This is a genomic window from Methylobacterium sp. DB0501 (assembly GCF_011043735.1).
Taxonomy (GTDB): domain Bacteria; phylum Pseudomonadota; class Alphaproteobacteria; order Rhizobiales; family Beijerinckiaceae; genus Methylobacterium; species Methylobacterium alsaeris.
Genome location: NZ_JAAKGV010000015.1, coordinates 156,408 through 179,636 on the forward strand (window position 1 = coordinate 156,408; position 23,229 = coordinate 179,636).

The window sequence follows — 23,229 nt, forward strand, 5'->3', positions numbered from 1 at the left end:
GTGCCGCCCGCACGCGGCGGCCATTCTCGATCGGCGCCCCCGCAAGCGGCGGCGATGGTCTCTGGTCCGGGCGGGATTCGCGGCGTCGGGACCGCGCGCCCGCTTCTCGGTGCGAGGGCGAGACCGTCAGGGTCTCGCCCCCTCCGCCTGCGCCGCCCGCGTGGCGAGCGGGCAGCCGCCCTGGTCGAGGGGCCGGAAGGCCTCCGCGCCGGGAATTGTCGCCAGCGTCCTGTAGAGATCCCACTCGCCCTTGGATTCGGACGGCTTCTTGACCTCGAACAGGTACATGTCGTGGATCTTGCGCCCGTCGGCCCGGATGTTGCCCTTGCCGAAGAGCGGGTCGTCGGTCGGGATCTCCTTCATCTTCGCCACCACCCGGCTCCCGTCGGCGGCGGCGCGCAGGGCGACCACCGCCTTCAGGTAATGCAGCACGCCGGCATAGACGCCGGCCTGGGCGGCGGTGGGCTTGCGGCCGCCGAAGCGGCGGGCGAAGCGCTCGGAGAAGGCGCGGGTGGCGTCGTTGAGGTCCCAGTAGAACGGCTCGGTCAGCACCAGGCCCTGCGCCACCTTCGGGGTGAGCGAATGGATGTCGGAGGAGAAGATCAAGAGGCCGGCGAGCGCCTGGCCGCCCTCTGTCAGCTTCATCCGCGCCGCCTCGCGCACCGCCCCGATCGTGTCGCCGCCGGCATTGGCCAGCCCGATCACCTTGGCGCCCGAGGCTTGCGCCTGGCGGAGATACGGCACGAAGTCCGAGGCCGGGAACGGCGTCTTGACGCTGCCCAGCACCTTGCCGCCGTTGCGCAGGATCAGCGCCGTGGTGTCGCGCTGCACCGCCTCGCCGAAGGCGTAGTCGGCGGTGACGAAGAACCAGGTGTCGCCGCCGCGCTTGACCATGGCGCCGCCGGTGCCGTTCGCCAGGGCCACCGTATCGAAGGTCCAGTGCACGGTGTTGGGCGAGCAGTCGGGCCCGGTCAGGTCGGCGGTGCCGGCGCCGGAATCGACGAAGACCTTGTTCTTCTCGCGGGTGACCTGATGGATGGCCAGCGCCACCGACGAGGTCGGCACGTCGAAGATCGCGTCGACCCCCTCCCGGTCGTACCAGACGCGGGCGAGGGCCGCGCCGACGGCCGGCTTGTTCTGGTGGTCGCCGGCCACGATCTCGACCGTGAGATCGCGGCCGTTCGGGCGGAAATCCTCCACGGCCATGCGGGCGGCGACGACCGAGCCCTCGCCCGAGATGTCGGCATAGACGCCCGAGCGGTCGTTCAGCACGCCGATCTTCACCGGCGCGGCCGTCACCGGCGTCTCCGCAAGCGCTGCCAAGACCGAACCTGCAACGATCGGCGCGAGGCCCGCCAGCAGGGCCGTGAGGAGGATCCGGGGCCGCATCAGACCCCGAGATAGGTGTGCAGCTTGTCGATGTTGGCGTCGAGCTCGGCGTTCGGGATCATGTCGACCACCCGGCCCTGCTCGACCACGAAGTGCCGGTCGGCCACGGTCTGGGCGAAGCGGAAGTTCTGCTCAACCAGCACGATGGTGTAGCCCTCGGTCTTCAGCCGGGCGATCGTCCGGCCGATCTGCTGCACGATGACCGGGGCGAGGCCCTCGGTCGGCTCGTCGAGCAGGATCAGCTTGGCGCCGGTGCGCAGGATGCGGCCGATGGCGAGCATCTGCTGCTCGCCGCCCGAGAGCTTGGTGCCCTGGCTGGCCGAGCGCTCCTTGAGGTTGGGGAACAGGGTGTAGATCTGCTCGACCGTCATCCCGCCGGGCTTCACCCGCGGCGGCAGCATCAGGTTCTCGTAGACCGACAGGCTCGAGAAGATGCCGCGCTCCTCCGGCACGTAGCCGAGGCCGAGCTTGGCGATGTTGCGCGACGCCATGCCGATGGTCTCGGTGCCGTCGTAGCGGATCGACCCTTTCCGCTTGCCCAGGATGCCGATGATGGCGCGCAGGGTCGTGGTCTTGCCGGCGCCGTTGCGGCCGAGCAGCGTCACCACCTCGCCGGGCTTCACGTCGAAGGTGACGCCGTGCAGCACGTGGCTCTCGCCGTACCAGCCCTCGAGGCCCTGGATGGCCAGCAACGGGGCGGCGCCCGCGCCCGCCTGCGGGACCGGCTTCGTCATCACCGCCTCAGCCATGACCGGCTCCGATATAGGCCTCAATCACGCGGGGATCCTTCGACACGGTGGCGTAGTCGCCCTCCGCCAGCACCTGGCCGCGCGCCAGCACGGTGATGCGGTCGGACAGCGAGGCGACGACGGACAGGTTGTGCTCGACCATCAGGATGGTGCGGTTCTTCGAGACCCGGCGGATCAGCGCCGCGGTCCGGTCGACGTCCTCGTGGCCCATCCCGGCCATCGGCTCGTCGAGGAGCAGCATCTCGGGCTCGAGCGCCAGGGTGGTGGCGATCTCGAGCGCGCGCTTGCGGCCGTAGGACAGTTCCACCGCCGGGACCTCGGCGAAGTCCGAGAGGCCGACCGCCTCGACCAGCTGCAGCGCCTCCTGGTTGAGGGCCCGCAGCACCGTCTCCGAGCGCCAGAAATCGAACGAGTCGCCGCGCTTGCGTCGCTGCAGCGCGATGCGGACGTTCTCCTTGACGGTCAGGTGCGGGAAGACCGCCGAGATCTGGAACGAGCGCACCAGGCCGAGCCGCGCCACGTCCGCCGGCTTCATGCCGGTGATGTCGCGGCCGTTGTAGCGGATCGAGCCCGCCGACGGCACCAGGAACTTCGTCAGCAGGTTGAAGCAGGTGGTCTTGCCGGCGCCGTTCGGGCCGATCAGCGCGTGGATGGTGCCGCGCGTCACCTCGAGCGTCACGCCGTTCACGGCGCGGAAGCCCTTGAACTCCTTGGTCAGCCCCTCGGTGGACAGGACGATGTCCCGGCCTTCAGCACCCGGTCGGGCGCGTCCCTCGGCGTGGGCGGTCGATTGGGCCATGTCGGCGCGTCACCCCTGCGTTTCCTCACTCGCGCTTATGCGCGTATCGCATAGCGAAACAGCATGCCGCCGATGGAGTGTCAACGGGTTCGGCCGGCCCCGCAGCGGGGAGTTTCGGGCTTGTCAGACCTTATCCGCGACGGGCGCCGGCCTGAGGGCGGGCGCGAGCAACGCCCGTACGGCGCGGCTGAGGGGCCGCTCGACGATGCGGTGCAGCAGGAGCGCCGCGGCGGCGGAGGCGGCGAGCATCAGGATCACCAGCGGTCCGGCACCCAGGACCGACGCGAGGCCGGTCGCCTCGGCGATCACCCGCAGGCCCCGTACGACGAAGGGATGAGCCAGATAGAGGGCGTAGGATGCGTCTCCCAAGACGATTCCCAAGACGATGGCCGGGCGGAGCGGGCGGCCCGCAGACCCTGCCGGCCCGAGCGCGGCGGCGGCGACCAGCAAGGCGGCGGGCCCGCCCCAGGCGATGAAGCGGGGGAGAGAGGGGTCCTCGCCGGCGAGGGACAGGAGGGCGAGGCCGAGCCCCGCCAGGGCGAGACGCGCCGGCAGGGCCAGGCGCAGGCCCTCCTGCCGCGCCAGGGCGAGGACGGCGCCGCAGGCGAATTCGAGCACGATCGGATCGCCCCAGAAGGCGAGCGGTACGGCGACGGGCCCTTGGACGGGCCCTTGGATGGCCCCTTGCAGCGGCCGGATGAACGCCGCACCGAGGACGAGGCCGGCGAGGAGGACGCCCACGCCCAGGACCGCGCCCCGCCGGCCCCAGGGCAGAACGAGGGCGAAGAGTGCGTAGAACGCCATCTCGTAGTTGAGCGTCCAGCCCAGCGAGTAGAGCGGCTGCACCGCCCCGTCGGCCCGGGCCATCGGCCAGAACAGGTAGGAGGCGGCGAGGTAGAGCGGCCCCTCGGCGCCCGCGCCGAGGAGGCCCGGCCTGAGCCAGGCCAGCGCGAGGTAGAGCGTGGTGGCGAGCCAGTAGAGCGGCACGACCCGGGCGACCCTGTGCGCGAGGAAGACGCTCCGCGCGTCGGCCCGCCCGTGCAGGGCGGCGGCGGCGTGCACGATGATGAAGCCGGAGATCACGAAGAACACGTCGACCCCGGCCGGCCAGGGCAGCCAGGCGGCCGGGACGAAGGGCTGGCCCACCCGGGCGGCGAGGCCGGCGGCCTCGAACTGCGCGTGGCCGGCGGCGACCATCAGGGCGGCCAGCGCCCGCAGGACCTGGATCAGCGGGAGGGGAGCGGGGCGTGTCGGGGCGGGGCGTGTCACGGGGGATCGGTCGCGTCGCGTCCGCACCCGGACCGTCCGGGGCGTCGGGCCCCGTCATACCGGAAGCGGGCGCGATCCGGCCAGCGCAGCCGGCCCGGAAGATGACGCAACGACGGGAACAATGTTCGCGAAAGCTCGTTGTCCGCACCGAAAGCGTCCCGCCAAGCCGTTCCGGACGGACGGTCCGATGTTCGGTCGTTGACCGGCCCGACGCTCAAGAACAGATTTCCAGGAGATCACCCATGAAGAAGCTCGTTGCCCTGACCGGTCTCGCCGTTGCCCTCGCGACCCCCGCCTTCGCACAGCAGGTCGGCGACTTCAACCAGTTCCGCTCGATGGCGCTGATGTCGAACGCGTTCGAGGTCAAGTCGAGCCAGATCGCTCTCGACAAGTCGCGCAACCCGCAGATCCGCAGCTACGCCCGCGAGATGATCCGCGACCACCGCGCCGCCAACGTCGCGCTGCTCGGCGGCCGTGAGAACGTGGCCCGCGGCACCGGCGCCGGCATCGGCGGCCTGATCGAGGCGCCCTTCGCCATCGCCGGCGGCGCGGTCGGCGCGGCCACCGGTGCGGCGGCCGGCGTGGTCGGCGGCACCCTGCAGGGCGGCCCGGTCGGCGGCCTCGAGGGCCTCGGTGCGGGTGCGGCCCGCGGCGCCCAGATCGGCGCGAACGCGGTCGACTTCGACGGCGACGTGACCACCACGGCGGCCACCCAGGCGGTTCCGCTGAGCCCGCAGCAGCAGGCGATGCTCGCCGAACTCGCCAACACCCCGGCCGGCCCGGCCTTCGACCGTACCTATGCCCGCATGCAGGTGCAGGCTCACGGCATGACCGTCGCCAACTACCAGGCCTATGCCCAGTCCGGCCCGAACCCGGCTCTGCGCAACTACGTGCAGCAGGCGCTGCCGGTGATGGAGCAGCACCTGGCGCAGGCCCAGCGTCTGCCGGGCGCCCGCTGAGCGGCATGACACGCTGACATGACACGCTGATGTGACGGTGCGGCGGGCCGGAAGGCCCGCCGTTTTTCGTTCGGGGCGGCGCGGCGCGACAGTGTCGGTACACGGGAGAGGTGCAAAAACCGGTCCGCGCCGATTGATCGACGGTGCGACCGCGCCCTCTCTTCGACCGGCGAGGACCCGCGGGCCCTCCTGCCAGGTGGACCGGGCCTCGGCACGAGCCCGGTCGTGATGGTCAAAAACCGTCGGGTCGGGCTTTTCGCGATGGCGACGGCGAGCATCGGAAACCCGGTCACCTCTTTCCCGACCATGCCTGCCCGGCCCTGTTCGGGTTTCGACGACGGCCGGAGAATCCCGTCGCAAACCCACGCGCCATGGGCTCTCGCGACCGGGAAGGCGTTCGACCGACGTTTGAGGTCCTCGCGGGATCCGGGCGGGTCGTCTCCTCGTCTTCGCCTCGTCGCCGACGCTTTCCCTTAGATCTCCACCACCCCGATCGTCTCCTCGTCGAACGCGACGCTCTTCACGATCGCCACCACACCCGATCCCGGCGCCAGGGCGAGTTCGTGGGCGGCGAGCCGCGTGACCTCGGCGACCAGCACCGCGTCGCCGCAGGCGATCTCGACCCGGGCATGGGCGCCGTCTCCCGGGGTCACGGCGGTGACGGTGCCGAGGAGCACGTTGCGGGCGCTCAAGCCCCGCGGCGCCTCGCGCGCCACCAGCACGTCGCGGGCCCGCACCCGGACCCTGACGCTCGTCCCCACCGGCAGGGGGAGCCGCGGCACGGTCAGGCGGCCGGGCGGGCCGTCGAGGCGGGTGAGGCCGAAGGCGTCGTCGTGCGCCGCGATCCGGAGTTGCAGCAGGGCGCCGGTCTCGGCCGTCTCGCGGCCCGGGAAGAGGGCGCCCCGGCGCAGCACCTCGGCAGCCGGGCCGCAGGCCGCGACCCGGCCCTGGTCGAGCACCACCACCGTGTCGGCGAGGCGCGCCACCTCGGCGACCGCGTGGCTGACATAGACGATCGGCACCCGCGCCTCGTCGCGCAGGCGCGCCACGTAGGGCAGGATCTCGGCCTTGCGCGCCTCGTCGAGGGCCGAGAGCGGCTCGTCCATCAGGAGGAGGCGGGGGCGGGCGAGCAGCGCCCGGCCGATCGCCACGCGCTGGCGCTCGCCGCCCGAGAGCCCCGCCGGCCGCCGGTCGAGCAGGGGCGCGATGCCGAGGAGGTCGGCCACCGCCGCGAGGCTCGGGCCGCCGGCGCGGTCGCTGGAAAACCAACGCCCGAACAGCAGGTTCTGGCGCACGCTCAAATGCGGCATCAGCCGCGCTTCCTGGAACACGTAGCCGATCCGGCGCCGGTGCACCGGCACGAGGAGGCGCGCCTGGGTGTCGAGGAGGGTGACGCCGTCGACCACGATCCGCCCGTGATCCGGCCGCACCAGCCCGGCGATCACGTCGACGAGGGTCGACTTGCCGGAGCCGGAACGCCCGAACAGGGCGGTGACCCGCCCCTGTGCCGCGAAGGCGGCGTCGAGCGCGAAGGCGCCGCGGGCGTGTCGGACCGCAACCTCGATCATGCCGAGGATCCCGTCATGCCCCGAGCCGCTTGCGAGCCCGCCGGGCCAGCCATTCCGAGGCGATCAGGGCCGCCATCGACAGGGCGACCGAGACCAGGGTGAGGCGCAGTGCCCCGGCTTCGCCCCCCGGCACCTGGGTCAGGGTGTAGATCGCCGCCGGCAGGGTCTGGGTCTCGCCCGGGATGTTCGACACGAAGGTGATGGTGGCGCCGAACTCGCCCATCGCCTTGGCGAAGGCCAGTACCGCGCCGGCGAGGATCCCCGGCAGGGCCAGGGGCAGCGTGACGACGAGGAACACCGCGAGGGGGGACGCCCCCAGCGTGCCGGCGGCCTGCTCCAGCTTGCGGTCGACCGCCTCGAAGGACAGGCGCATCGCCCGCACCATCAGCGGGAAACCCATCACCGCGCAGGCGAGCGCCGCCCCGGTCCAGCGGAACGAGAACACGATGCCGACCTCCGCCAAAGCCGGCCCGAACCAGCCGCGGCGCCCGAAGGCGAGGAGCAGCAGGTAGCCGGTGACCACCGGCGGCAGGATCAGCGGCAGGTGGACCAGCCCGTCGAGGAGCGTCCGGCCGCGGAACTCGCGGCGGGCCAGCAAATAGGCGACGGCGAGGCCCGGCAGCAGGCTCGCCAGCGTCGCAGCGCTCGCCACCAGCAGGCTGAGCCTGAGCGCGCTCCACTCGTCGGGGGTGAGGAACAGGGGAGGGGTCATCGATCGATCCCGCACCATGGCGGATCGGCGCCGGGAGTCCAGGCCCCGCGCGGCAACGCTGGGTTTCGAACCCCCCGATTGATCCATGCCGCCATCTGGGGCCTGTGTCGGGACCGCTAACCCGTTTCCCGGAGGCCCGGATGATCACCTTCTACTTCAACGGCTCGCCCAACCCGACCAAGGTCGCGCTCTTCCTGGAGGAGGCGGGTCTGCCCTACGAGCCGGTGGCGGTGGATACCCGCAAGGGCGAGCAGTTCGCGCCCGAGTTCCTGAAGCTCAACCCGAACGGCAAGGTCCCGGCGATCGTCGACGACGGAACCGTGGTGTTCGATTCGAACGCGATCCTGCTCTACCTCGCCGAGAAGACCGGCCGCTTCCTGCCGCCCGCCCCTGAGCGCGGCGCGCTCCTGTCCTGGCTGATGTTCGTGGCGACCGGCATCGGGCCGTTCTCGGGCCAGGCGGTGCATTTCCGCCATTTCGCCCCCGAGCCGGTGCCTTACGCCGACGAGCGCTACCGGTTCGAGGTGAAGCGCCATTACGGCGTGCTCGACGGCCACCTCGCCGGGCGCGAATGGATGGTGGGCGAGGCCTACGGCCTCGTCGACATGGCCGTGTGGGGCTGGGCGCGGATGCTGCCCTTCGTGCTGGGCGAGGACGCCTTCGAGGCGTTCCCGAACGTGAAGCGCCACACCGACGCGATCGCCGCCCGCCCCGCCGCCGCGAAGGCCGTCGCCCTGAAGGACCGCTTCGCCTTCAAAGCCGAGCTGGATGCCGAGGCGCGCGGGCACATGTTCAAGCACCTGAAGCCGGCCGTCTGAGCCGGCACGGATCTCACGGAGGAGACGCCCATGCGATCGTTCGACAACCCGTTCAAGCGCGGCCTCGCCGAGAACCGGCGCCAGGCCGGGCTGTGGATGACCACCGGCTCGCCCGGCATCACCGAGCTCGCCGCCGGGGCCGGCTTCGCCTGGATGCTCATCGACATGGAGCATTCGCCCAACGACCTGATCCAGGTCGTCGACCACCTGCGGGCGGCCGAGGGCGGCACCGCCGAGCCGGTGGTGCGGGTGCCGTGGAACGAGCCGGTCATGGTCAAGCGCCTGCTCGACCAGGGCGCCCGCTCGCTGATGTTCCCGTTCGTGCAGAATGCCGACGAGGCGCGCCGGGCGGTCGCCGCGACGCGCTACCCGCCGCACGGCATCCGGGGTTTCGCCGGCACGTCGCGGGCCACCGGCTACGGCCTGCGGCCGGACTACCACGCCCGCTCGGGCGACGAGGTCTGCGTCGTGGTGCAGATCGAGACGGCGGAGGCGCTGGCGGCGGCCGGCGAGATCGCGGCGGTGGAGGGCGTCGACGGCGTGTTCATCGGCCCGAACGACCTCGCCGCCAGCATGGGCCATCTCGGCCAGCCGAACGCCGCCCCGGTCCGCGAGGCGATCGCGGCGGCGCTGCCGCGGATCCGCCAGGCCGGCAAGGCGGCGGGCCTGCTCGACTTCGGCGAGGCGAGCGCCCGGGCCCGGTTCGAGGCCGGGTTCGGCTTCGTGGCGGTGGCCGGCGACGCCTTCCTGCTCGCCCGCGAGACCCAACGGGTCGCCAAGCTCTTCAACGCCTGAACCCCACCCGGAGGACGCCCATGGCCGCCCTGTCGTTCCAGCACCGCTTCGAGCCCGCCGCCGAGCCGCAGGCGGTGCCGCTCCTGCTCCTGCACGGGACCGGGGGCGACGAGGACGACCTCCTGCCCCTCGGCCGGGCGCTGTCGCCGGGCGCGGCGCTGCTCTCGCCCCGCGGCCAGGTGCTGGAGGGCGGCGCGCCGCGCTTCTTCCGCCGCCTCGCCGAGGGCGTGTTCGACGAGGCCGATCTGGTGCGCCGGGCCGGCGACCTCGCCGGATTCGTGACCGCGGCGCGAGACGAGTACGGGATCGCCGCGCCCCTCGCCGTCGGCTTCTCGAACGGCGCCAACATCGCCGCCGCCCTGATGCTCCTGCATCCGGGCGTGCTCGCGGGCGCCGTGCTGCTGCGGGCGATGGTGCCGCTCTCGGGCCCGCCGGCGGCGCGGCTCCAGGGCGAGCCGGTGCTGATCCTGTCGGGCCGGATGGACCCGATCGTGCCCGCCGGCAATGCCGCGCGCCTCGCCGCGATGCTGACGGATGCGGGCGCCGCCGTCACCCACGAGGTGCTGCCCGCCGGCCACGGCCTGTCGCAGGCGGACCTCGTGCGGGCGAAGACGTGGCTGACCGGGCGGCCGTGAAGCGCCGCCGCTGGTCGATCGGGCTGTCCGAACAAATGCCGGCGACCGACGTTGGGGAACATTCCAGAACGTCCCCCGACGGAAGGACACCGGCATGCCCCCGTTGCGTTACTCCCCCGACATCGAGCGACCCGCACCCGGCGAGCAGGAGACGATCGACGGCATCATCCGGGGGATGACGCGGCAATCCGAGACGGTGGAGACGCGCGAGCACCACGCAGTCCGGGCGAGCCACGCCAAGAGCTCGGCCTGCGTCGTCGGCGAACTGACGGTGGCGGAGGGCTTGCCCGAGGAACTGGCGCAGGGGCTGTTTGCCGGCGCCCGCACCTATCCCGTCGCCGTGCGCTTCGCGCAGGGGCCGGGCGAGACCCTGGGGGATCGCGTGTCGACCCATCGCGGTATGGCGATCAAGGTGTTCGGCGTCGCCGGCGAGAAGCTGCCGGGCCACGTGGAGGACACCCAGGATTTCGTGCTCGCCACCGGCACGACCTTCCCGTCCGGCACCGCCGCGGGTTTCCTGCGCGACGGTGCGGTGATCGGGAAGAGTGCCGGCCTGCCGGAGGGCGCGAAGAGCGCGGTCGCGGCAGTGGCGCGCAACCTCAACAGGGTGCTGCACGCCTTCGGCACCGAGAGCGCCATGGCGGACTTCTTCGGCCATCCGTTCAGCCATCCCCTCGCCGACAGCTACTTCAGCCAGGCGCCGGTCCGCTTCGGCGACTACGTGGCGAAGCTCGGCGCGGTGCCGGACAGCGCTGCCCAGCGGGCGCTCGCCGAGTGGCGTCTCGACCCGCACGCGGACGAGGACGGCTTCCGCCACGCCGCGGTGGCCTATTTCCGGGAGAGCGAGGCGGTGTTCGCCCTGAAGGCGCAGCTCTGGTCCGACGCCGAGAAGCAGCCGATCGAGGATGCCTCGGTCGATTGGCCGGTGGCGATCAGCCCCTACCGCACGGTCGCGACGATCCGCCTGCCGCGCCAGGACGCCTATGGCCCGGAGCGGGTGCGCTACTTCGACGATGTGATGACCTTCCGCCCCGCCCACAGCCTGACGGCGCACCGGCCGCTGGGCTCGGTGATGCGGGCCCGGCTCCAGGTCTACGCGGCGTTGAGCGCGTTCCGGCACCGGGAGAACGGAGTGGCGGAGAAGGAGCCGGCGGGCGTGGAGCAGATCCCGGCGTAAGCGACGGCAAGCTCAAAATTCCGGCGCTTTCCCCTGTCCACAAGAAGGTGGAGAGGCGTCACAGCGGTGCGCTTTGCCATCGCCACGTCGCCGGCAAAGCGTTCGGCGTATCGGCACCCGTTCGGGCTTGCCCAGCACCTTCGAACGAGCCCGTTCGAAGGTGCTTAGGCATCATGCGACTTCCGATTGATTGCTCGGCGATTGCTGCGCACTCGCCTTCGCCATGCGGAAGTCGACTTCGCTCGCGCGTGTGGAGCCTCCGGCTCCGCCGAGCGGGCTGGTGAGACGAGGTCCGGAATGGATCTTCCGGACCTCGTCTCCCTCACTGCGCCGCGAAGAACTTCGGATCGAGCGCCGACAGCGCGATCAGCGCCGGCGGCATCACCACGCCGGCCCGGCGAATGGATTGCGCGGCCGCGCGGCAGGCCTGGATATCGTTGGCGCCCGCCGCCGCATCGACCTGCGCGATCTGCTCGGGGCTCGGCTTCTTCGGGGCCGGCGCTCCGGCCGGGGCGGCCTGGGACTGGGCCTGCGCCTGGCCCTGCGGGCCCGCCGCGCCGGGGCCGGTCTGGGCGACCGGGCCGCTCAGGCCCGATTTCTGCTGCGTCTCGCCGGCGCCGGCGCTCGGCTGCTGCGCCGCGCCGCGGTCGGGCGCCTGCACGGCGGGAGTCGCGGCCTGGGCCGGGCTCGCGCCGGCGTCCGGCGCCTTCGGGTGCACGAAGGCGACCAGCTCCTGGCACAGGTTGGCCGGCGGGCCGGCGGCCTGTGCCGCGCTCACCGACGCGGCGAGGCCGATGGCGGCCAGGGTGACGATGCCGATCCGGCTCACGAGCCCGCCTCCGCCTTGTGGCCGGCCGGCTTGTGACCCGCAGCGCCCGGCTCCTTGATGTCGCCGGTCCAACGCGGGCCGACGAGGTTGGTGCCCGGATCCGAGACCCGTGCGCCCGAGGTGGCGAAGGCCTGGTAGGCGAAACGCTGGTTCTCGGCGAGCAGGAAGCTCGCCGCGGTGGCCAGGACCAGGGCCGCCGCCACGGCGACCAGGAAGGCTTTCATCGCTCTCTCCGCACCCGCTTGCTCCGCCCGGATTTCACTCTGCCGGAACCTGGCCGCGGCCGAGCTGCGGCCCGCTCGCGGTCTTGGCCTGCTGCTCCTTGACCCAGAGGTCGTGGTGTACCTTGGCCCAGGCCAGGTCCACCTCGCCGCTGCCCATGGCGTCGTAAGCGCCCTCCATGCCCAGACTGCCGATATAGATGTGGGCCAGGATGCCAGCGATGAACACCACGCCGATCAGCGAGTGGATCACCTGCATGACCTGCATCCCGTTGATGTCCGTCGCCGCGAACGGGAAGATCATCATGATGCCGGTGGCGCCCATGGCGAGTCCGAAGCCGACCACCATCCAGAACACCATCTTCTGGCCGGCATTGAAGCGGCCGGCGCTCGGATGCGCGTCGCCCAGCAGGCCGCCGCCCTGCTTGAGCCAGATCCAGTCGATTTTGCCCGGGATGTTGTCCTTGATCCACAGCACGAGCATGAACAGCACGCCGAGCATGAACGGCCAGGCGAGATAGATGTGTGCGTACTTGCCGTATTGGGCGAGCGTCGCGAACGCCTCCGGCCCGATCAAGGGCATCAGCAGCCGCTTGCCGAAGATGTAGTTGAGGCCCGACAGCGACAGCACGATGAAGCAGGACGCCGTCATCCAGTGCGAGAAGCGCTCGAAGCCGTTGAAGCGAAGAATCTTCTTACCCGATTCCTCGCTGTGCTCGAGGCGGATGCGCCCACGGGTGAAGTAGAACAGGCCGAGCGCGGCGATCATGCCGAGCACGGCGAGCGCCCCGATCCACGGCATCCAGGATTCGCGGAACTCGCGCCATTCCCGTCCCTGCGGCTGGATCAGGTTGGCGGCGGTGGCGTTCGGGATCGAGATCCGGCCGTGGATCTTCGGGTCCTGCTTGAACAGCATCTCCTCGTTGACCGAGGAGGCGGTGGGGTTGGGGGCGCCGTCGGGCGCGCGCACCTGGGCGACGGCGGGAACCGTCAGCGCCAGGGTCGCCGCCAGGAGGGCGATGGAGGTCAGCCTGCGCATCGGCATCATCCTCAGATCGCGATCGTCTCGCGGTAGGCCGTCTTCCAGCCCCACGCGCCCGAGCCGTAGCCGCGCTTGATCACCCGCTCCTTGTAGATCTGGGCGATCATCTCGCCGTCGCCGGCGAGCAGCGACTTGGTCGAGCACATCTCGGCGCAGAGCGGCAGCTTGCCTTCCGCCAGGCGGTTCGAGCCGTACTTCTCGTACTCGGCGACCGAGAGGTCGGCCTCCGGGCCGCCCGAGCAATAGGTGCACTTGTCCATCTTGCCGCGGGAGCCGAAATTCCCGACCCGCGGGTATTGCGGCGCCCCGAACGGGCAGGCGTAGAAGCAGTAGCCGCAGCCGATGCACAGGTCCTTGGAATGCAGCACCACGGCGTCGGCCGTGGTGTAGAAGCAGTTCACCGGGCACACCGCCGCGCAGGGCGCGTCGGTGCAGTGCATGCAGGCCATCGAGACCGAGCGCTCGCCGGGCTTGCCGTCGTTGAGGGTGATGACCCGGCGACGGTTGATGCCCCACGGCACCTCGTGCTCGTTCTTGCAGGCGGTGACGCAGGCGTTGCACTCGATGCAGCGGTCGGCGTCGCAGAGGAACTTCATTCTGGCCATGAGGATCCCCCTTACGCCGCGCTGATCTGACAGAGGGTCACCTTGGTCTCCTGCATGCCCGTCACCGGGTCGAAGCCGTAGGTAGTGACGGTGTTGACGCTCTCGCCGAGCACCACCGGATCGGCGCCCTTCGGGTAGAAGTCGCGCATGTCCTTGCCCTGGTACCAGCCCGAGAAGTGGAACGGCATCCAGGCCACGCCCTTGGCGACGCGGTCGGTGACGAGGGCCTTCACCTTGGTCTTGGCGGTGTTCTCCGGGCCGTAGACCCAGACGAACTGGCCGTCCTTGATGCCGCGGTCGGCGGCGTCCTGGGTGTTGACCTCGACGAACATGTCCTGCTGCAACTCGGCGAGCCAGGGATTCGAGCGGGTCTCCTCGCCGCCGCCCTCGTATTCGACGAGGCGGCCCGAGGACAGGATGATCGGGAACTGCTTGGCGATGCCGCGATCGACCGCCGCCTTCTGCACCGAGAAGCCGACATTGGGCATGCGGAACTGCCGCTCGTCGGGCCGCGTCGGGTACTTGGCGACGAGGTCGGGCCGCGGCGAGTAGACCGGCTCGCGGTGGACCGGCACCGGGTCGGGCAGGTTCCAGGCATTCGCCCTCGCCTTGCCGTTGCCGAACGGGATCACGCCGTGGTCGAGGCAGACCCGCTGGATGCCGCCCGACAAATCGGTGGCCCAGCTGACCGTGTCCGGGTTGTTGCCGCCGATCCGCTGGATCGTGGCGAGTTCGTCCGCCGTCAGGTCCTTGTCCCAGCCGAGCTTGCGGAACACCCCGAAGGTGAATTCCGGATAGCCGTCGGTGAGGTCGGAGCCCTTGGAGAAGGAATCTTCCGCCAGCAGCGTCTGCCCGTTGCGCTCGGTGCCGAACCGAGCGCGGAAGGTGCCGCCGCCCTCTTTCACATGGAGCGCGGTGTTGTAGAGGATGTGGGTGCCCGGATGGCGGATCTCCGGCTTGCCCCAGCACGGCCAGGGCAGGCCGTAATAGTCGCCGCCGACCTCCGGATCGTCCTTCGGCGCGCGCAACGTGACGAGGTCGAACTTGTGCTGGTTCTTCATGTGCGCCTTCAGGCGCTCGGGGCTCTGGCCGCAATAGCCCGTCGACCAGCCGCCGCGGTTGATCTCCCGCAGCAGGTCCTCGGCGACCGGGATGCCGTCCACGACCTTGACGTTCTTGAACAGCGACTCGGCAAAGCCGAGCTTTTTCGCCATCCGGTAGATGACCTCGTAGTCGTTCTTCGACTCGAAGGCCGGCTTGACGATCTGCTCGCCCCACTGGATCGAGCGGTTCGAGGCCGTGCGCGACCCGTCCATCTCCAGCGACGTGCAGATCGGCAGGAGATAGGTGTTGTCCTTGCGCGCATCCATCGCCGCGAAGGTCGTCGGGTGCGGGTCGGCGACGACGAGCAGCTCCAGCTCGGCCATGCCCTTCACCGCCTCGGGCATCCGGGTCACGGTGTTGCCGCCGTGGCCGAACACCATCATGGCCTTGAGCGGGGTGCGCTGGTCGACCTGCTCGGCCGGCAGGCTGACCGCGTCGAACCACCGGGTCGAGGTGAGACCGGGGGTCTCCATGTTCTCCTTGCGCGAGCGGGCCTTGCGGCCGGCGCTGGCGGGCACCTCGTCGAAGCGCGCTTGCAGCCAGTCGTACTCGACCTCCCAGACCCGGGCCCAGTGCTTCCAGCCGCCCTCGACGAGGCCGTAATAGAGCGGCAGCGTCGTCACATCGAGGCCGAGGTCGGTGGCGCCCTGGACGTTGGTGTGGCCGCGGAAGATGTTGGCGCCGGTGCCCGGCTTGCCCACGTTGCCGGTGGCAAGGCACAGGATGCACAAGGCCCGCACGTTGGCGGTGCCGACCGTGTGCTGGGTCGCGCCCATGCACCAGATCAGGGTGGCGGGCTTCTCCTTGGCGAAGAGCTCGGCGACGCGCTTGAGCTGCTCGCCCGGCACTCCGGAGACCCGCTCGACCTCGTCGGGCGTCCACTTGGCGACTTCCTTGCGGACGTCGTCCATCGCGTAGACGCGCTGCTCGATGAAAGCCTTGTCCTCCCAGCCGTTCTGGAAGATGTGCCACAGGATGCCCCAGATCACCGGGATGTCGGTGCCTGAGCGGATCCGGACGTACTCGGTCGCGTGCGCCGCCGTGCGGGTGAAGCGCGGATCGATGACGATCATGTTGGCGCGGTTGATCTCCTTACCCGACAGCACGTGCTGCATGGAGATCGGGTGCGCCTCGGCGGGATTGCCGCCGAGGATGATCATCGTCTTGGCGTTGCGGATATCGTTGTAGGAATTCGTCTGGGCGCCGTAGCCCCAGGTGTTGGCGACACCCGCCACGGTGGTCGAGTGGCAGATGCGGGCCTGATGGTCGACGTTGTTGGTACCCCAATAAGCCGCGAACTTGCGGAACAGGTACGAGGCCTCGTTGGTGAACTTGGCCGAGCCGAGCCAGTAGACCGAGTCGGCGCCGTTCTTGTTGCGGATCGCCTGGAGCTTGTCGGTGATCTCGTCGATCGCCTGGTCCCAGGAGATGCGGTGCCACTCGCCGTTGACGATCTTCATCGGGTAGCGCAAGCGGCGGTCGCTATGGACCAGCTCGCGGATCGCCGCGCCCTTGGCGCAATGCGCGCCGCGGTTGATCGGGCTCGCCCAGGACGGCTCCTGCCCGACCCAGACGCCGTTCACGACTTCCGCCGTGACGGTGCAGCCGACCGAGCAATGGGTGCAGACGTTCTTGCGGATCACGGCCTGGGCCGGATCGGCAGAGGAACCGGCAGCCTGGGCCGGGCGCACCGCGCCGAGCCGCATCGTGCCGAGGGCCGCGAGGCCACCGGCCGCCAGTCCCGATTTCCGCAGGAAGCCGCGGCGGTCGAGGGTGTGGGCGGTCAGGCCCGCGGCGAGGGCCTGGTGGCTGCCGCGGCCCGCAACGCCGCTCCTGCGCTTGGTCAGCATCGCCGGTCTCACTTCTTCAGCGTCTCGTAGCCGTTGGTGCGGTAGAAGGCCTTGACGTGGTCGGTCTCGCGGTAGCGCGACCGGGTCTCGGCATTGCCGGGATCGTAGGCCTGGGCCTCGGTGCTTCCGAGCGGCACGGCGGCGACCGCGGCCGCCGCCGCGGCGGTGCCGCCGCCCAGAGCGCGGAAGAACTGCCGCCGTCCGAGCCCGGTCTCGCCGTCCTTGCGGGTCTTGTCGGTCTTCCGGGTCTGGTCGTCCTGCCGCATGGCGGCTCTCCTCTTCGTGTCCGCGTCCCGGCTCGAATCTTGTCGTCTCGCATCGTCTCGGCCCATCCTACGCCTCCATCGCGAAGGCTTCGGCCTCGATCGTCGTGAACACCTCGCCCAGCTCGCCGACCGCACGGTAGAACGGCGTCGTCGCCTGCGCCGCAACGTCGGTGAAGAAACGCCCGATCCACGGCTTCAGGTGGCGCTCGAAGAAGCGGTGGTCGGCCCCCGGCTCCGCCGGCAGGCGGCCCGAGGACAGGTTCGCCATCACCTCGAGCAGCGTGGCGGCGTGGTCCTCCGGCTCGCTCGACGAGGGATCGCGCTCGAGCCCGAGTTCGGCGAAATCCTGGCGCGCCCGCGCCAGAGGCCGCTCGTTGAGGAAGCCCGTGAGGTAGTACGAGGCGTAGGGCATGATCAGCCCGCGCCCGACGCCGACGAACAGGGCGAAGTAGTCGCGGCCGACCTCGCGCGCATCGGCCTCGCGGGCGGCGCGGCCGAGGGCGGCATGGGCCTGCCCCAGGGGGGAGCCGTCGCCGTCGAGCCCGTGCAGCGCGGCGAGCAGGCCGGGCGCCGGTGCGCGGCCGAGGACGGTCGCCAGGAGGTCGTATTCCTGCGCGCGCAGAGCGTCGATCTCGTCGACCGGACCGGGCCCCTGGTTCACCGTCACCTCGCGCTACACCCTTCGGGGCCGGCCGCTCCCGGCCTCCTCCATTTGGAGGATACGGCGCCCCGTCGCCGGCACCATAGCGAGGAATCCGTGGCGCACAATTCTACTTTCTAACGCTTCAAATCGGTAGCGCCCCGCCATGGCGTCGCAGGCGGGGAGGGGCAGGGGGTGGTTCGGGCCCGGGATCGGGACGATCCGGCGAATGGCGCGGGATCCCCTCTACGGAGAGGGGCAGGGGCGGGAGTGGAGACGGCGCCGGATCGAAGGCAGGCTGCTCGGCGTCCAGCGCGACGCTCGGCGCTGCACACGGAACCTCGGCACCCTCACCCCCATCCCCGCACGCGAGAGGGGGGGTGCCGGCGCTCCTCTCGTCATCGTCGGGATCGTCGGCAGGGGCCTCCCCCGCCCCGAACACCTTCTCCACCATCGCCCGCACGTCCTCGGCCGAGATCGCGCCGCCGGTGCCGGGCACGCCGCCGGGGGTGTTCCAGTCGTAGGCGTATTCGCGCGCCTCGCTGACGAAGTCGCGGATCGCGGGGTCGATGGACCACATCCGGCGCAACGCCGCGTTGCGCAGGGCCCGCGGCACGCCGGCGCGCAGGAACGGGGTCAGGTCGGTCGCGGGGTCGAGCGCGTCGAGGGACGGGAGCTGCGCCAGCTCCTCCTGGCTCAGGACGACCTCGTCCCCGGGCGGGGCCTCGCCGGGCGCGACCGGCGGCGCGGCCTCCGGCGCGACGTCCGGGACCCGGCGCGCCTCGTCGCGCTTGCGCCGCGACCAGCGGGCGAGGAAGCCGTCGCTCACGGCTCCTCCGGCCGGCGCCGGGCGCCGGCTCCCTGGCGGGCCAGGGCCTCCGGGTCGGCCCGGTCGCGCTTGCGCTTGTGGAAGACCCGCTCGACGTGGAACGCCCGGTAGAACGCCCCGACCTCGGCCTGGATCTCCGGCGGCATCGGCACCGCCTCGACGATCTCGCCGATGCCCTCGGCGAGCGATTCGCCCTCGTAAGGGTCGGCGGTCACGGTGGCGACCGCGTAGGTCTCAGGGCCCGTCTCGCGGAGCGCCACCCAGAGCGAGGGCCGGGCTGCCGCGAGGTTGTCGCCGTAATGCGCCGTCTCGGCTGGGTGCAGCTCGACCTCGTACGACCCGGCGTAGAAGGTTTCCTCGTCCTCGGAGGCGGAGAGGCGGGTCCAGGGCTCGGTGCCGGGCAGGCCGGGCAGCACCGCGACGGGGAGCCAGGCATGGCTCGCCCACGGCCCCTTCAGCCGGCGCTTGGCGACGACGACCCCGACGGAGATCAGCTGCGTGCTCATCAAGCCTCTCCCGTCTGGGTAACGGGGAGGCCGGCGATCAGGTTCTGCGGCTTCATCGTCACCAGCCGGTCCGGAGTCATGGCGAGGAACAGGTAGACCGGCTTGCCGCCGAGGCGCGGATCGGCCCGGGGCGCCTCCGCGATCGTGAGGCGGAACAGGGCCAGCACCCGCTCGCGGGTGGCCGCATCCACCGCCTCGCCGCGCCACAGGGCGTTGCCGATCCGCGTTCCTTCCGCATCGAGCCCGACGAACCAGCGCCAGTCCTCGTCCTCGATCGCGGCGATCGGCGCGATCGTCACCTCGACCGCCAGCAGGTGACGGATGAAGGCCTCGATCGCCCGGGCGAGCCCCTCGCGGCTCTTCGGGTCGGAGCCGAGATTGAGCGCCATGCTGAAGGCGTCCGACCGGCTCCAGTAGGTCCAGGCGGTGTCGGCGGTGAGCACGTCGAGCTCGGAGGCCGGCTCGCGCCCGAGCATCGCGACGAGCGGGGACGGGCGGCCGGCACCCTCGGCCTCGTCGATCAGCTCGGCATCGGCGAGGAGCAGCGTCCCGTCGCCGAGGGAGGCGCGCTGCGGGCGGAAGAACAGCTCGGCCGCCCGCAAGGTATAGGGGTCGTCGCAGCCGTCCAGCGCATTGCGCAGGATCAGGTGGACGAGCTGGTTGAGGAACAGGGGCGGCGTGCCGGAAGCGCCCCGCCGCACGAGGTCGAGATAGGCCGCCTCGACCGAGCGGGCGGCGAGCAGCCGGTCGCGGAAGGCGAGGATCATCTCCCAGTTCTCGCGGGCATCGGCGTCGGCCAGAGCCGCCACCTCGGCGGGCGTCACCGGACGGCGGGGATCGGCGAGGAGCGCGGCGTGGAGGGCCCGCTCGGCGTCGCAGGCCTCGTCCGGCGGCAGCAGCTCGGGACGGGCGAGATAGGCCAGCAGCAGCTCGTCGGTGACGACGAGCCCGCCGCCTTCGTCGCGCCGGGTGAGGTGATGGCCGCTGGAGACCCAGAATTCAGGCATGGCGGGCTCTCAGGACGGGTTCCGGTCGAGCAATCCGGCGAGGTCGACCCGCTCCTCGGGCTCCTCGTCGGTCTCGTAGAAGTCGAAGGCGCGGGCATAGGCGTGGCGCCGGTCGGTGCCGGGCACGGCGCCCTCCCGCGGGCGCAGCGCCCGGAAGCGCTCGCGGATCTCGCCGTCCTCGACCGTCCGGTGCAGGGCGAGCACGGTGCCGACCGGCGGGGCACAGAGGGATTCGGCGACCGCGATCTCCTCCCGGGCGGCGGCCTCGGCGCTCGCCCGGTCCGGTGCGCCGAGGCGGGCCTGAATTTGCGCGGCGAGCGCCGCGACGGCGGCCTCGCGCTCGGACGCGCTCGCCTCGCTCACCACCACCAGGGTCGAGAAGCCGAAGGAGTCGATCCCGACGAAGCCGGCCCGGAACGCCGCCCGCTCCTTGGCCGTGAGGGCGGCGGGATCCGCGTCGAGGAACAGGAAGCTGCCGGTCACCGCCCATTCGCCGGGCGGGGCGGCATGGGGGAAGACCAGGGTGTCGGAGGGGTCGAGCCGCAGGGTGCGGGGAAGCTTGAGGCTCACAGGCGCGGGCCTCCCCGGGCGGGGTCGAACCAGCCGGTCCCGTCGAGGCGCACGGCGTCCGGATCGGCGTCGAGGTAGTCCCGCGCCCGGGCGACCGCCGCGGCCGGCCCGTCCTCGGCCCAGAGCGACAGGCCGCGCAGCAGGTGGCGGGCGAAGCTCTCGACCAGCGCGTCGGCGCCGGCCTCGAAGCCCTCCTCCTCCAGCGAGGTCGAGCCGGGGGTGTGGCCGGGATCGCCGGCCTCGCGCTTCGAGGCGATCAGCATGCCGGAGAAGACCAGCCAGTCCGGCACCGCCTCCTCGGCGCAATCCTGCGGCCAGGCGAGGCGCCCGCCGCCGAGGCGGGCCCGGTCGAAGACCAGCGTGCCGCTCCGATCGAGGATCACCGGCTTGTCGGGCGGCGCGTGGCTGCCGACCGCCTCGGCGAGCGCGGTGAGGCCGACGAGCCCGACGCGGCGGGCGGGCGCGAGCGGCTCCTCGGGCGCCAGCACCACCGCGAGGTCGACGAGGCCCGGCCGTGCCCCGACAACCAGGGTGCCGGCGGCCTCGCCGTCGGCCTCGGCGAGCGCGCAGGCCCGGTCATGCGCCGTCCCGGCGCAGGCCGCGAGGCGCAAGGGCCGGAAGGCCGGGGGCAGCATCAGGCCCGGTGGTTCGGAAACGGTCATGGGGATGTCGGGGACGCCTGCGCGCACGTGTCGGGTCGTTCTTTTTAACGGCTCGTATATAGCGCTTCCCCGGTGAACAAGGGGCATGACGCCCCAGGGGCGCCGTAGGCGCCCAAGCGATGATCGAGGGCGCCGTAGGCGCCGAAGAGACGATCGAGGGCGCGTGGGCGCCCGAGAGACGTTCGAGGGGCGCAGGGCCCTGGGAGACGCGCGTGGTGTCGGATCGGATCGTGATCGCCTGTTCCTGCGAGGGCAGCATGCCCCTCGACGCGGCGGCGATCGGCAGGGCCTGCGGGGGAACGCTGGAGACGGGCGACCAGCTCTGCGGGCGCGAGCTGGAGCGCGTGCGGGCGGCGATGGCCTCCGGCAGCCCCGTCACCGTGTCCTGCACCCTCAAGGCGCCCCTGTTCCGCGAGGTGGCGGAGGAACTGGGCGCCGGGGACCGCGTCGCCTTCGCCAATATCCGCGAGACGGCCGGCTGGTCGGCGCAGGCCGGGGAAGCCGGCCCCAAGATGGCGGCGCTCCTCGCCGCAGCAGTCGAGCCGGTGCCGGTCCCGGCCAGCGTGAGCTTCGAGAGCCAGGGCGTGGCGCTCGTCTATGGCCGCGACGAGGTCGCGATCGAGGCCGGCCGGCGCCTGTCCGACCATCTCGACGTCACGGTGCTGCTCTCCCGCCCCGGCGACGTCGCGCCGCCGCGCTCGGGCGAGATCCCGGTGCTGAAGGGCACCGTGCGGGCCGCGACCGGCCATCTCGGCGCCTTCAGCCTCCGGGTGGACGACACCGCCCTGCCGCTGCCCTCCTCGCGCCGAACCCTGGAATTCGGGCCGTCCCGGGACGGGGCGACCTCGACCTGCGACATCGTCGTGGATCTGACCGGCGGCACGCCGCTCTTCCCGGGCCACGAGGTGCGCAGCGGGTATCTGCGCGCCGATCCCCGCGACCCGGCGGCGGTCGAGCGGGTGCTGTTCGAGGCGTCCCACCTCGTCGGCACCTTCGACAAGATCCGCTTCGTCGACTTCCACGCGGAACTCTGCGCCCATTCGCGCTCGCGCATCACCGGCTGCACCCGCTGCCTCGACGTCTGCCCGACGGGGGCCATCGCGCCGGCCGGCGACCACGTGGCGATCGACCCGCATGTCTGCGCCGGCTGCGGCTCCTGCGCCTCGGTCTGCCCGACCGGCGCCGCCGCCTACGCCCTGCCGCCGGCCGACGCGCTGCTGCGCCGGCTGCGCACGCTGCTCACCGCCTTCGCCAAGGCCGGCGGCCGAGCGCCCGTGCTGCTGATCCACGACGAGGCGCACGGCGCCCCCCTGATCGATGCGCTCGCCCGCTACGGCGACGGCCTGCCGGCCGACGTGCTGCCGTTCCCCGTCAACGAGGTGACCCAAGTCGGCCCCGAGGCGATCGCCGCCGCCTTCGCCTACGGCGTCGGCGCGGTGCGGTTCCTGGTCCGGGCGCGGCCCAGGCACGACATCGCGGCGCTCGCCCGCAACGCCGCGCGCTTCGAGACGGTGGCCCGGGCCCTCGGCTACGGCACCGGCGTGGTCTCGCTGATCGAGACCGACGACCCGGATGCCCTGGGCTGGGCCGTGACGGGAACCGCCCGCCTCACGCCGGCCCCGGTCCCGTCGGGCTTCCGGCCGGACGGCGACCTGCGCGGCGTGCTGCGCTTCGCGGTCTCGGAGATGCACCATGCGGCGCCGCGCCCGGTCGACCTCGTGCCGCTCGATGCCGGCGCGCCCTTCGGCGGTCTCGACTTCAAGACCGAGGCCTGCACCCTCTGCCACGCCTGCGTCGGCGCCTGCCCCACGGGGGCGCTCGCCGACGATCCGGACCGGCCGCGCCTGACCTTCGCCGAGAGCGCCTGCGTGCAATGCGGCCTGTGCGCCGCGACCTGCCCGGAGGACGTGATCGGGCTGAAGCCCCAGCTCGACTTCGCCGCCTGGGCGGCGCCGCGCCGGGTCCTCAAGGAGGAGGAACCGTTCGACTGCATCAGTTGCGGCAAGGCCTTCGGCACCCGCAGCACCATCGAGCGGGTGATCGGCCGCTTGCGCGACCGCCACTGGATGTTCGCCGGCCAGGCGGGCGAGCAGCGGATCAAGGCCCTGATGATGTGCGACACCTGCCGGGTCTCGCACGTCCTCACCGAGGGCTTCGACCCGCACGCGGCGGAGCAGAACCGGCCCCGGACCTCGGAGGATTACGTCCGGGCGCGGGAGGGGTGAGCC

Annotated in this window: 24 protein-coding genes; 6 read left to right on the forward strand and 18 right to left on the reverse strand. The window is 71.8% G+C overall.

The window, feature by feature from the left end; all coding sequences use genetic code 11:
* Window positions 1–126 precede the first annotated feature (126 nt).
* The 4 genes from G4G93_RS21785 to G4G93_RS21800 all read right to left on the reverse strand — a co-directional run bounded on the left by G4G93_RS21785 (window position 127) and on the right by G4G93_RS21800 (window position 4,206).
* A complete protein-coding gene (locus tag G4G93_RS21785; protein ID WP_165087102.1) occupies window positions 127–1,389 on the reverse strand; it encodes an ABC transporter substrate-binding protein in 1,263 nt (420 codons plus the stop codon).
* Window positions 1,389–2,138, reverse strand: coding sequence for an ABC transporter ATP-binding protein (locus G4G93_RS21790; protein WP_165087104.1), 750 nt, complete (start codon window positions 2,136–2,138; stop codon window positions 1,389–1,391). Before G4G93_RS21790 ends, G4G93_RS21785 begins: the two co-directional genes overlap by 1 nt.
* Window positions 2,131–2,937, reverse strand: coding sequence for an ABC transporter ATP-binding protein (locus tag G4G93_RS21795; protein WP_165087105.1), 807 nt, complete (start codon window positions 2,935–2,937; stop codon window positions 2,131–2,133). Before G4G93_RS21795 ends, G4G93_RS21790 begins: the two co-directional genes overlap by 8 nt.
* Window positions 2,938–3,060: 123 nt before the next feature.
* A complete protein-coding gene (locus G4G93_RS21800) occupies window positions 3,061–4,206 on the reverse strand; it encodes an acyltransferase (protein ID WP_312892188.1) in 1,146 nt (381 codons plus the stop codon).
* A 242-nt stretch (window positions 4,207–4,448) separates the two neighbouring features.
* Between G4G93_RS21800 and G4G93_RS21805 the strand changes: the two genes are divergently transcribed.
* A complete protein-coding gene (locus G4G93_RS21805; protein WP_165087107.1) occupies window positions 4,449–5,165 on the forward strand; it encodes a DUF4142 domain-containing protein in 717 nt (238 codons plus the stop codon).
* A gap of 473 nt (window positions 5,166–5,638) precedes the next feature.
* On the opposite strand, the gene modC is transcribed toward G4G93_RS21805, so the two are convergent.
* Together modC and modB are read right to left on the reverse strand one after the other, a co-directional pair.
* Complete coding sequence (gene modC / locus G4G93_RS21810) at window positions 5,639–6,733, reverse strand: molybdenum ABC transporter ATP-binding protein (RefSeq protein ID WP_165087108.1); 1,095 nt, start codon at window positions 6,731–6,733, stop codon at window positions 5,639–5,641.
* A gap of 13 nt (window positions 6,734–6,746) precedes the next feature.
* Window positions 6,747–7,445 carry a molybdate ABC transporter permease subunit gene (gene modB / locus G4G93_RS21815; protein ID WP_165087110.1) on the reverse strand — a complete coding sequence of 233 codons (699 nt, stop codon included), beginning with the start codon at window positions 7,443–7,445 and terminating at the stop codon, window positions 6,747–6,749.
* Between the two features lie 140 nt (window positions 7,446–7,585).
* On the opposite strand from modB, the gene G4G93_RS21820 reads away from it, so the two are divergent.
* The 4 genes from G4G93_RS21820 (at window position 7,586) to G4G93_RS21835 (ending at window position 10,870) form a co-directional block, all read left to right on the forward strand.
* The gene (locus tag G4G93_RS21820; protein ID WP_165087111.1) at window positions 7,586–8,263 is read left to right on the forward strand and encodes a glutathione S-transferase family protein; all 678 of its coding nucleotides are present in this window, start codon (window positions 7,586–7,588) and stop codon (window positions 8,261–8,263) included.
* Window positions 8,264–8,293: 30 nt separating this feature from the next.
* Window positions 8,294–9,058, forward strand: a complete 765-nt coding sequence (locus G4G93_RS21825) for an HpcH/HpaI aldolase/citrate lyase family protein (RefSeq protein ID WP_165087113.1) — start codon at window positions 8,294–8,296, stop codon at window positions 9,056–9,058.
* 20 nt (window positions 9,059–9,078) lie between these two features.
* Window positions 9,079–9,693 carry an alpha/beta hydrolase gene (locus tag G4G93_RS21830; protein WP_165087114.1) on the forward strand — a complete coding sequence of 205 codons (615 nt, stop codon included), beginning with the start codon at window positions 9,079–9,081 and terminating at the stop codon, window positions 9,691–9,693.
* Between the two features lie 94 nt (window positions 9,694–9,787).
* Window positions 9,788–10,870: a catalase family protein gene (locus tag G4G93_RS21835; RefSeq protein ID WP_165087116.1), complete on the forward strand. Its 1,083-nt coding sequence runs from the start codon at window positions 9,788–9,790 to the stop codon at window positions 10,868–10,870.
* 322 nt (window positions 10,871–11,192) lie between these two features.
* Here the strand turns inward: G4G93_RS21835 and G4G93_RS21840 are convergent, their stop codons facing one another.
* From G4G93_RS21840 to G4G93_RS21895, 12 genes are all read right to left on the reverse strand, one after another.
* Window positions 11,193–11,699 (reverse strand): hypothetical protein, encoded by a 507-nt coding sequence (locus G4G93_RS21840; protein ID WP_165087117.1) that lies wholly within the window; start codon window positions 11,697–11,699, stop codon window positions 11,193–11,195.
* Entirely contained in the window at window positions 11,696–11,923 is a 228-nt protein-coding gene (locus G4G93_RS21845) for a hypothetical protein (protein ID WP_165087118.1), read from the reverse strand. Before G4G93_RS21845 ends, G4G93_RS21840 begins: the two co-directional genes overlap by 4 nt.
* Before the next feature lie 34 nt (window positions 11,924–11,957).
* Window positions 11,958–12,959 (reverse strand): formate dehydrogenase subunit gamma, encoded by a 1,002-nt coding sequence (locus G4G93_RS21850; RefSeq protein ID WP_165087120.1) that lies wholly within the window; start codon window positions 12,957–12,959, stop codon window positions 11,958–11,960.
* Window positions 12,960–12,970: 11 nt separating this feature from the next.
* Window positions 12,971–13,567, reverse strand: a complete 597-nt coding sequence (gene fdh3B, locus G4G93_RS21855; RefSeq protein WP_048448809.1) for a formate dehydrogenase FDH3 subunit beta — start codon at window positions 13,565–13,567, stop codon at window positions 12,971–12,973.
* Between the two features lie 11 nt (window positions 13,568–13,578).
* Entirely contained in the window at window positions 13,579–16,521 is a 2,943-nt protein-coding gene (locus G4G93_RS21860; protein WP_165087121.1) for a formate dehydrogenase subunit alpha, read from the reverse strand.
* 8 nt (window positions 16,522–16,529) lie between these two features.
* The gene (locus tag G4G93_RS21865; RefSeq protein WP_165087123.1) at window positions 16,530–16,787 is read right to left on the reverse strand and encodes a formate dehydrogenase; all 258 of its coding nucleotides are present in this window, start codon (window positions 16,785–16,787) and stop codon (window positions 16,530–16,532) included.
* Window positions 16,788–16,854: 67 nt separating this feature from the next.
* Entirely contained in the window at window positions 16,855–17,448 is a 594-nt protein-coding gene (locus G4G93_RS21870; RefSeq protein ID WP_312892192.1) for a molecular chaperone TorD family protein, read from the reverse strand.
* A gap of 124 nt (window positions 17,449–17,572) precedes the next feature.
* Window positions 17,573–18,256 carry a DUF3306 domain-containing protein gene (locus tag G4G93_RS21875; protein ID WP_165087126.1) on the reverse strand — a complete coding sequence of 228 codons (684 nt, stop codon included), beginning with the start codon at window positions 18,254–18,256 and terminating at the stop codon, window positions 17,573–17,575.
* A complete protein-coding gene (locus G4G93_RS21880) occupies window positions 18,253–18,762 on the reverse strand; it encodes a DUF3305 domain-containing protein (protein ID WP_165087127.1) in 510 nt (169 codons plus the stop codon). Before G4G93_RS21880 ends, G4G93_RS21875 begins: the two co-directional genes overlap by 4 nt.
* Window positions 18,762–19,769 (reverse strand): DUF6352 family protein, encoded by a 1,008-nt coding sequence (locus G4G93_RS21885; RefSeq protein ID WP_165087129.1) that lies wholly within the window; start codon window positions 19,767–19,769, stop codon window positions 18,762–18,764. Before G4G93_RS21885 ends, G4G93_RS21880 begins: the two co-directional genes overlap by 1 nt.
* A 9-nt stretch (window positions 19,770–19,778) precedes the next feature.
* Window positions 19,779–20,339: a DUF6505 family protein gene (locus G4G93_RS21890; protein WP_165087131.1), complete on the reverse strand. Its 561-nt coding sequence runs from the start codon at window positions 20,337–20,339 to the stop codon at window positions 19,779–19,781.
* Window positions 20,336–21,001: a biotin/lipoate--protein ligase family protein gene (locus G4G93_RS21895; protein ID WP_165087133.1), complete on the reverse strand. Its 666-nt coding sequence runs from the start codon at window positions 20,999–21,001 to the stop codon at window positions 20,336–20,338. Before G4G93_RS21895 ends, G4G93_RS21890 begins: the two co-directional genes overlap by 4 nt.
* A 257-nt stretch (window positions 21,002–21,258) precedes the next feature.
* Between G4G93_RS21895 and G4G93_RS21900 the strand changes: the two genes are divergently transcribed.
* The gene (locus tag G4G93_RS21900; RefSeq protein WP_165087194.1) at window positions 21,259–23,226 is read left to right on the forward strand and encodes a 4Fe-4S binding protein; all 1,968 of its coding nucleotides are present in this window, start codon (window positions 21,259–21,261) and stop codon (window positions 23,224–23,226) included.
* Window positions 23,227–23,229 lie beyond the last annotated feature (3 nt).

Excerpts from the sequence above, each read along its gene's own strand:
- G4G93_RS21785 (WP_165087102.1), bottom strand. The coding sequence starts at position 1,389 with ATGCGGCCCCGGATCCTCCTCACGGCCCTGCTGGCGGGCCTCGCGCCG.
- G4G93_RS21790 (WP_165087104.1), bottom strand. The coding sequence starts at position 2,138 with ATGGCTGAGGCGGTGATGACGAAGCCGGTCCCGCAGGCGGGCGCGGGC.
- G4G93_RS21795 (WP_165087105.1), bottom strand. The coding sequence starts at position 2,937 with ATGGCCCAATCGACCGCCCACGCCGAGGGACGCGCCCGACCGGGTGCT.
- G4G93_RS21805 (WP_165087107.1), top strand. The coding sequence starts at position 4,449 with ATGAAGAAGCTCGTTGCCCTGACCGGTCTCGCCGTTGCCCTCGCGACC.
- modC (WP_165087108.1), bottom strand. The coding sequence starts at position 6,733 with ATGATCGAGGTTGCGGTCCGACACGCCCGCGGCGCCTTCGCGCTCGAC.
- modB (WP_165087110.1), bottom strand. The coding sequence starts at position 7,445 with ATGACCCCTCCCCTGTTCCTCACCCCCGACGAGTGGAGCGCGCTCAGG.
- G4G93_RS21820 (WP_165087111.1), top strand. The coding sequence starts at position 7,586 with ATGATCACCTTCTACTTCAACGGCTCGCCCAACCCGACCAAGGTCGCG.
- G4G93_RS21825 (WP_165087113.1), top strand. The coding sequence starts at position 8,294 with ATGCGATCGTTCGACAACCCGTTCAAGCGCGGCCTCGCCGAGAACCGG.
- G4G93_RS21830 (WP_165087114.1), top strand. The coding sequence starts at position 9,079 with ATGGCCGCCCTGTCGTTCCAGCACCGCTTCGAGCCCGCCGCCGAGCCG.
- G4G93_RS21835 (WP_165087116.1), top strand. The coding sequence starts at position 9,788 with ATGCCCCCGTTGCGTTACTCCCCCGACATCGAGCGACCCGCACCCGGC.
- G4G93_RS21845 (WP_165087118.1), bottom strand. The coding sequence starts at position 11,923 with ATGAAAGCCTTCCTGGTCGCCGTGGCGGCGGCCCTGGTCCTGGCCACC.
- G4G93_RS21850 (WP_165087120.1), bottom strand. The coding sequence starts at position 12,959 with ATGCGCAGGCTGACCTCCATCGCCCTCCTGGCGGCGACCCTGGCGCTG.
- fdh3B (WP_048448809.1), bottom strand. The coding sequence starts at position 13,567 with ATGGCCAGAATGAAGTTCCTCTGCGACGCCGACCGCTGCATCGAGTGC.
- G4G93_RS21860 (WP_165087121.1), bottom strand. The coding sequence starts at position 16,521 with ATGCTGACCAAGCGCAGGAGCGGCGTTGCGGGCCGCGGCAGCCACCAG.
- G4G93_RS21865 (WP_165087123.1), bottom strand. The coding sequence starts at position 16,787 with ATGCGGCAGGACGACCAGACCCGGAAGACCGACAAGACCCGCAAGGAC.
- G4G93_RS21880 (WP_165087127.1), bottom strand. The coding sequence starts at position 18,762 with ATGAGCACGCAGCTGATCTCCGTCGGGGTCGTCGTCGCCAAGCGCCGG.
- G4G93_RS21885 (WP_165087129.1), bottom strand. The coding sequence starts at position 19,769 with ATGCCTGAATTCTGGGTCTCCAGCGGCCATCACCTCACCCGGCGCGAC.
- G4G93_RS21895 (WP_165087133.1), bottom strand. The coding sequence starts at position 21,001 with ATGACCGTTTCCGAACCACCGGGCCTGATGCTGCCCCCGGCCTTCCGG.
- G4G93_RS21900 (WP_165087194.1), top strand. The coding sequence starts at position 21,259 with ATGCCCCTCGACGCGGCGGCGATCGGCAGGGCCTGCGGGGGAACGCTG.